The 7,349-nt window shown below is 69.5% G+C and carries 6 protein-coding genes; 1 reads left to right on the top strand and 5 read right to left on the bottom strand.

What is annotated here, in order from left to right:
• The first annotated feature begins 109 nt into the window (after positions 1 to 109).
• Complete coding sequence (locus ACWD5F_RS17155; protein ID WP_451255079.1) at positions 110 to 661, top strand: GNAT family N-acetyltransferase; 552 nt, start codon at positions 110 to 112, stop codon at positions 659 to 661.
• Here the strand turns inward: ACWD5F_RS17155 and ACWD5F_RS17150 are convergent.
• Genes ACWD5F_RS17150 through ACWD5F_RS17130 form a run of 5 tightly spaced genes read right to left on the bottom strand, consistent with a single transcriptional unit; the run spans position 650 to position 7,320 of the window.
• The gene (locus ACWD5F_RS17150; RefSeq protein ID WP_451255077.1) at positions 650 to 2,161 is read right to left on the bottom strand and encodes a TraM recognition domain-containing protein; all 1,512 of its coding nucleotides are present in this window, start codon (positions 2,159 to 2,161) and stop codon (positions 650 to 652) included. The two genes, ACWD5F_RS17155 and ACWD5F_RS17150, sit on opposite strands and share 12 nt — an antisense overlap.
• A 12-nt stretch (positions 2,162 to 2,173) precedes the next feature.
• Entirely contained in the window at positions 2,174 to 3,601 is a 1,428-nt protein-coding gene (locus tag ACWD5F_RS17145) for an ATP-binding protein (RefSeq protein ID WP_401715578.1), read from the bottom strand.
• A gap of 11 nt (positions 3,602 to 3,612) precedes the next feature.
• Entirely contained in the window at positions 3,613 to 5,172 is a 1,560-nt protein-coding gene (locus ACWD5F_RS17140) for an SCO6880 family protein (protein WP_401715580.1), read from the bottom strand.
• Positions 5,169 to 6,500, bottom strand: a complete 1,332-nt coding sequence (locus tag ACWD5F_RS17135) for a hypothetical protein (RefSeq protein ID WP_451255074.1) — start codon at positions 6,498 to 6,500, stop codon at positions 5,169 to 5,171. Before ACWD5F_RS17135 ends, ACWD5F_RS17140 begins: the two co-directional genes overlap by 4 nt.
• Complete coding sequence (locus tag ACWD5F_RS17130) at positions 6,490 to 7,320, bottom strand: hypothetical protein (RefSeq protein ID WP_451255072.1); 831 nt, start codon at positions 7,318 to 7,320, stop codon at positions 6,490 to 6,492. Before ACWD5F_RS17130 ends, ACWD5F_RS17135 begins: the two co-directional genes overlap by 11 nt.
• Between the last annotated feature and the right edge of the window lie 29 nt (positions 7,321 to 7,349).

Raw genomic sequence — 7,349 nt, 5'->3', positions numbered from 1 at the left:
CAGGGGGGACCCTGTGGGAGAGTAGGACACCGCCGAACAATTCTTGAGAAAACCCCCGTACCGTTTATTCGGTACGGGGGTTTTCTGCGTTTCGGCTACCGTTGTCCGCATGAACTACAAGGTCCGTTCCATACGTGCCGACGAGTGGCCGGCGATGAAGGCGTTGCGGCTCCTCGCGCTGAAGGATCCGGTGGCGCATCTCGCCTTCCTGGAGACCTACGAGGAGTCCGTGGCGCGTCCGGACTCGTTCTGGCAGGAGCGTGCCGCCAGGAGTGCCGAAGGTCAGCTGGCGGCGCAGCAGTTCGTTGCCGAGGATCCTGACGGGGACTGGGTCGGGACGCTGACCGTGTTGGTCGAGGAGGCCGGGGAGAAGGACTGGGCCGGCTTTCCGATCGAGCAGTTGCAGGGGCACGTGGTGGGCGTGTTCGTGCGGGCCGACCACCGTGGGATCGGTCTCACCGAGGTGCTCTTCGACGCCGGTGTCGAGTGGGCGTGGGCGCGTGGTGCCGAGCGGGTGCGGCTCATCGTGCACGCGGACAACGGGCGGGCCCAGGCCTTCTACCGCCGGGCCGGGTTTCTGCCGACCGGGCGGACCGTGCCGCTGGAGAAGAATCCCGAGGACCTGGAGCTGGAGTTCGTACTGGAGCGGTCAGACGGGTAGTTCGTCGTGCGGCCAGCGGGCGCGGCCCTGTTCCCGGGAGCGGAGCAGGGCCAGGGTCGGCAGGCCCCGCTCCGCTCCGGTGGACAGCAGCTCCGGGAGCTGGGGAAGCGGAGCCACGGCGGCGACGTCGTCCAGGACGAGCGTCAGTGGTGGGTCGAGGCGACCGGAGGATGACCGTTCGGCCATGTGCCGGCCACGCTCGACCACGCTGGAGACGAGAGCCGTCAGGAGGGGCATCGCGCCCGGGTTCGTCCTGGGGTCCTCGATGGACTCCCCCACGACATAGAGCGTGCCCCCTTCGTCGATGAAGGAATCCAGGGCGAGCGCATCGCTTCGGTTGGGAGTGCAGGCCTCGCGGATGTTGACCGTGAAGAGCGAGGAGAGCGCGCGGCTGGTCAACTCCTGTGCCATGTCACGGCGTTCGGGATGCGCGGTGAGCGCGGCCTCGAGTTCGCCGGCCGAGCCGGAGGCTGCCTTGGGACTGGTACGGAGGATGCGGACCGCGTCCTGGACCTGGGTGCCCTGGGCCCAGCGGTGGACGTGCCGGATCGTGCGTCCGTCGACCGCGGCGGCGTGCAGATAGCTGCGCAGGAGCGTTTCGGCGGTGGCCGTCAGGGCCTGGTCCAGCTTGGCCGTCGGGCGGATCGGGGCGAGCAGGGCGACGGCCCGTGCCGCTGCCGTCGGCTTGTCCTCGCAGCCCATGGTGGGGGACCAGTGCAGGCGGGCCGGGGTGTCGCAGAGGTGTGCCGGGTCGTAGAGGTGGGCCGGGCCGAGTTTGGCGCGGGCGTCCTTGGTGTCCGACCAGACGGCGGGGTTCGAGGTGATGACGAGGACGGGGCCCTCCGCGTCTCGTACCGCTTGGGCCGCGGTGGCTCTGCGGTCCTCTCTGGGGGCCAGGAGGACCGTGGAGACGCCGGACGTCCGACTGCTGTCGAACAGGGGCTGTGGCGGCGCGAGGGGCTCCTGCACGGGCGCTTCCGCCGGGAACTTGGCCAGGGGGAGCGGGGCGGTCGGCTGCGCGGGGGCGGCTTCCACCGGGGCCGATTCCGCGCGGGGCGTGGGTACTTCGTACGCCTCCCGGTACGGCTCCCGTGGTTCCGGCGTCTTTGTCGCCGGTGCCGGTTCGGCCGTATGACGTCTCGCCCGGACCGCCCGCCAGCGGGCCACCGTGCCCATCACGAACACCGTCAGGACGAACAGGACCATCAACTGGCCGATGAACAGGCCCCAGAACAGTCCGTAGCCCGACAGCTGGGCCGGCGGGGTGGTGGGCCAGGCCGCGGCGAGGTCGTGCGGTTGGCCCATGAGGTGCCGCATCGCGACCGGCGTGTTCGTGAAGGTGACCGCCGTCGGCCACGCGCCGTGGGCGAACAGTCCCGCGAGGCCCGTGGCCGACCAGACCAGCAGGGTCATGCCGAGGAGGAAGGCGAGTATGCCGATCAGCAGGCCGTCGGGGATGCCACCCTGGCCGTCCCGTCGGCGGTCGTCCGGTCTGACCACGTTCGCCTCCCGCTAGGCCACCGTCGACTCGGACGAGTCGTCGTAGTCGGCGAGGTGTTGTTCCACGAAGGCCGCGGCCCGCTCCTCCGCCTCCAGCTCGGCGGCGCGCAGGGCGTCGTCGGCGGCGAGCTGGTCGGAGGACGACTCCGTCATCGCGCGGTCGGTGAAGACCAGGGGGCGTTCCGTCTCCGTGATCAGGTGCTTGACCACCTGGACGTTGCCGTTGACGTCCCACACCGCGATGCCGGGGGTGAGGGTCGGGATGATCTCCACGGCCCAGCGCGGCAGACCGATGACCCGGCCCGTGGCCCGTGCCTCGTCGGCCTTCTGGGCGTAGATGGTTCTGGTGGAGGCCATCTTGAGGATCGCCGCCGCCTCTTTCGCCGCCGCGCCGTCGACGACGTCGGACAGGTGGTGCACGACCGCCACGAAGGACAGACCCAGGCGGCGGCCGAACTTCAGCAGGCGCTGGAAGAGTTGGGCCACGAAGGGGCTGTTGATGATGTGCCAGGCCTCCTCGACCAGGAAGATGCGCTTCTTCCGGTCGGGGCGGATCCAGGTGTGCTCCAGCCACACGCCGACGATCGCCATCAGGATGGGCATGGCGATGGAGTTGCGGTCGATGTGGGACAGGTCGAAGACGATGAGGGGCGCGTCCAGGTCGATGCCGACCGTCGTCGGGCCGTCGAACATGCCCCTGAGGTCACCGTCGACCAGGCGGTCGATGACGAGTGCCACGTCCAGGCCCCAGGCGCGTACGTCGTCTATGGCGACGTTCATCGCCTCCGCCGACTCCGGTTCCGGGTGGCGGAGTTGCTCGACGATGTCCATGAGGACGGGCTGGCGCTCGACGACCGTCTCGTTGACGTAGGCGTGCGCGACCTTGAGCGCGAAGCCGGAGCGCTCGTCGAGGCCGTGGCCCATCGCCACCTCGATGATCGTGCGGAGCAGCGCGAGTTGGCCCGTGGTGGTGATCGCCGGGTCGAGGGGATTGAGGCGGATCCCCATGTCCAGGGCGGCGGTCGGGTCCAGACGGATGGGGGTTATCCCCAACTCCTCCGCGATCAGGTTCCATTCACCGACGCCGTCCTCGCCCTGGGCGTCCAGGACGACGACCTGGCGGTCGCGGAAGCGCAGTTGGCGCAGGACGTACGTCTTCTCCAGCGCCGACTTGCCGTTGCCGGACTCGCCGAGCACCAGCCAGTGGGGCGCGGGGAGTTGCTGGCCGTAGAGCTGGAAGGGGTCGTAGATGTAGCCCTTGCCGGAGTAGACCTCGCGGCCGATGATCACGCCCGAGTCGCCCAGGCCCGGCGCGGCGGTCGGGAGGTAGACCGCCTGGGCCTGGCCGGTCGAGGTGCGCACCGGCAGGCGGGTCGTCTCGATCTTGCCGAAGAGGAACGACGTGAAGGAGTCGGTGAGGACGGACAGCGGATCCCGCATGCTTATGGCCCCTACCTTCGAATGCCGGTGGCGAACGGGAGGGTGTTCACAAAGGCGCGGTGGTGCTCGCGATCGCACCACTCCAGCTTCAGGTACGACTTGCCGGCGGAGGCCCTTATCGTGCGCTTGTCGCGCGCGAGGGCCTCGGGGTTGCGGGAGGAGACGGTGATGTAGCCGACCAGGTTGACGCCGGCCGCGCCGCTGGCCAGGTCCTCGCCGCGCTGGTCGATGCGGTTGTGGGCGGCCACGTCACGGGGGTCGACGGTGCGGTTCATCTTGGCCGCGCGGGAGGCCTCGGCGTCGTCGTTCGTCTTCTCGGTCAGCATGCGCTCGATGGCGACCTCGGTGGGTTCGAGGTCCATCGTGACGGCGACCGTGCGGATGACGTCCGGGGTGTGAACCAGCAGCGGGGCAAGGAAGTTGACGCCCACCGGGGTCATCGGCCACTCCTTCACCCAGGCGGTGGCGTGGCACCAGGGGGCGCGGGTGGAGGACTCGCGGGTCTTGGCCTGGAGGTAGGTCGGCTCCATGGCGTCCAGCTCGGCCGGCCAGGCGTTGCGCTTGGTCATCGCCTGGATGTGGTCGATGGGGTGGTCGGGGTCGTACATGGAGTGGATCAGGGAGGCGAGACGGCCCTGGCCGAGGGGCTGTCGTACGCGGATGTCGGCCTCCTGCAGACGCGAGCAGATGTCGGTCAGCTCGCGGGCCATGACGACGGCGAGGCCGGCGTCCCGGTCCACCTTGCGCCCGTTCTGGGGCCTCGCCGCGCGGGCCATCGCGTGGGCCTCGGCGGAGAGTTCGCGGTTGAAGTGCATGCAGGCGACCAGGTACGCGCGGTGCTGCTCGCTGCTGGTGGACACCATCGACTGGAGCTGGTCGTAGGACTGGGCCAGCCAGGGCAGTGCCTTCTCGTCGCCGCGCATCGCGACGTCCTTGGCGTGGGCGTCCGGGTCGGCGGGCAGGGTGCGGGCGAGCATCTGGATGCGGGTGACGAAGCCGTCGCCGTTGGCCACGTGCTTGAGCAGGGTGCCGAAGCGGTCGACGAGGGCTTCCTGGTCCTCGCTGTCGCGCAGGCCGACGCCGGGGCCCTCGATCTCGATCGCGGCGGTGACGGTGCGGCGGTCCGCGTGCAGCAGTACGGCGATCTCGTCGGGGCCGAAGGGGGCGGCCAGCCAGTTGATGCGGCCGATGCCCGGGGGCGGGCCGATCTCGACCTCGCGGCCGTCGTACTGCGTGCCGGCCTCCATGACGGAGGACCGGTAGGTGGTGCCCCGCTTCAGGCTGCGCTTGTAACTGCGGTTGATCTCGAACCACTTGTAGAACGTGCGGTGCTTGTACGGGACGTAGACCGCGGCGAGCGCGACCAGCGGGAAGCCCATCAGCAGCACGATGCGCATCGAGAGGACGGGGACCAGGAGCCCGCACATCATGCCGAGGAACGCGCCCGCGATGATGAGCGCGATCTCGCCGGACTCGCGGTTGCGGCCGACGATCGCGTTCGGCCGGGCGCGGCCGATGAGATATGTACGGCGGGGCGTGACCGGATGGGACAGGTGGGACTCGGTCGTCAACGCCCTTCACCTCCCGTGCGGTTGGAGCTGCTGTTGCCTGCGTGCGGGGTGTTCACCGGGCTGGCCGAACGGGGTGCGGGTGCGGCGGAGGGGACAGATCCGCCGCCACCACCGTTCGGGGTCCGGGTGCTGTGTGCGGCCACGCCGCCGCTGACCGGGTTGGCCGGGCGGGAGCCGCCGCCGGAGGACTGGCCGCCGCCGCCGCCTCCGCCGTCGTTCGTGCGGGCGCTGTGCGTCTTGATGCCCTGCGCGACCATGGTCGCCGGGGAGCTGATGACCGCGGCGGCCTTGCCCTCGGCGCCCTGCATGATGCGGTTGTTGCGGCCGTTGGCGATCTCGTCGCCGAAGCCGGGGACGAAGCGGTAGATCATCGCGCTGGCGAAGATGGCGAGCAGGATGATCGCGAGGCCGGAGACGACTGCGGAGAAGGAGTCGGGGCCGTTGTCGGAGGACAGGGCGCCGGCCAGGCCGAGCACGATCACGATGACCGGTTTCACGAGGATGACCGCGATCATGATGCCGGCCCAACGGCGGACGTGGCCCCAGAGGTTCTTGTCGACCAGGCCCGCGTAGACGACGGTGCCGAGCAGGGCGCCTACGTAGAGCAGGGCAGCCCTGATGACGAGCTCCAGCCAGAGCACTCCCGCGGCGAGGATGCTGACCAGGGAGACGACGATCAGCATGATCGGGCCGCCGCCGATGTCCTCGCCCTTGTTGAGGGCGCCGGAGAAGGTGCCGAAGAACGTGTCCGTCTGGTTGCCGGTGGTCTTGGCGAGGACGTCGGTGACGCCGTCGGTCGCGGAGACGATGGTGTAGAGGATGAGCGGCGTGAAGGCCGACGCGAGGACCGTCAGCCAGAGGAAGCCGATCGCCTCCGAGATGGCGGTGGTCAGCGGCACTCCGCGCACGGCTCGCTTGGCCACGGCCAGCAGCCACAGCAGGAGGGTCAGGATCGTCGACGCGGCGAACACGACGGCGTACTGCTGGAGGAACTTGGCGTTCGTGAAGTCGACGTTCGCGGTGTCCTTCACGGCGGCACTGAGCTTGTCGATGGTCCAGGAGGCGGCGTCGGCGCAGCCCTTGCCCAGGGAGGAGAGCGGGTCGAGGGTGCCGGTGGGGTCGATGGAGGTGGAGCCACCGGTGCCCTTGTCGTTGCTGCCGCGTTCGCAGTAGTCCTTGGCGGGGCCGTGGATCAGGTCGCAAGGATCGTTGCTCGTCGTGGGCGTTGGCGTGGGCGCGGCGAAGGCATGGGTGGCGAAAAGGACCGCGGAGGTCTGTACGGCGGTGAAGACGGCGGTCAGCCTGAGAAGGCGCCGGTTAGCGGGCATACGTGAACCCTCCGTACTCCTCGACGGCCTTCGCCATCTCGTCGGCACTGGAGGCCCTGTCGTCGCCGGGTACGGGCGCCGGGCCTTCCTTCTGGGAGTGCGTCACGATCTTCCAGTCGCCGCCGGTCCATTCGAGCTGCATCGAGATGGTGAACCAGCTGTTTGTGACCGGGTTCGTGGAGCCTTCACCGGCAAGGCCGAGGAGGCCGCTGCACCAGACCTCGACGGTCGCGTTGTTCTCGGAGGACGCCGTGACCTTGGTGCCGATCGGGCTCGTACGCGACACGAAGGTGTAGCCGGACGGTGTGGAGCCGTTCTCGTTCAGGCCCACGTTCTTGTTGAAAGCCGGTGTGTAGGCCTGGTCCAGCCGCGACTCGAAGTCCGAGACCCGGGAGGGCGTGATGATGGTCTGCAGGATGGCGTCCCGCTTGGCCTTGTTGAACATCTCGGCCGAGCCCAGTGCCACCGAGTAGTTCGCCGCCGCGCTCTGCGCACCCGTTCCGTCGTGGGTGTACCCGGTCGGGATGCCGGCCGCCTTCCCCTGCACGGCCTTCTCCCCGCTCGCTGCCGTCGTCGACGTCTCCGGCTTGTCGCCGGCTCCGGTCGAGGAAGGGGTGTCATCTCCGCCCCTGTTCGCGAATGCGATCGCTGCGATCAGGAGGACCACCACGCCGACCACCGTGACCAGGCTGCGGGACGACGAGCGGCCGCCTCTGCGGGCGCCGCCGTAGACGTCGCTGGTGCCCTCCGGGAGTCGTGTGCGGGTCTGACCGGTGCCGCCGTAACCCCCGGAGGGCTCGTGGTCGTCTCCGAGACTCATGCCGCGTACGCCCTCTCCACCTCGTAGAC

This window comes from Streptomyces sp. NPDC002499 (assembly GCF_053595415.1).
This window is presented reverse-complemented; position numbering and strand designations above follow the sequence as displayed.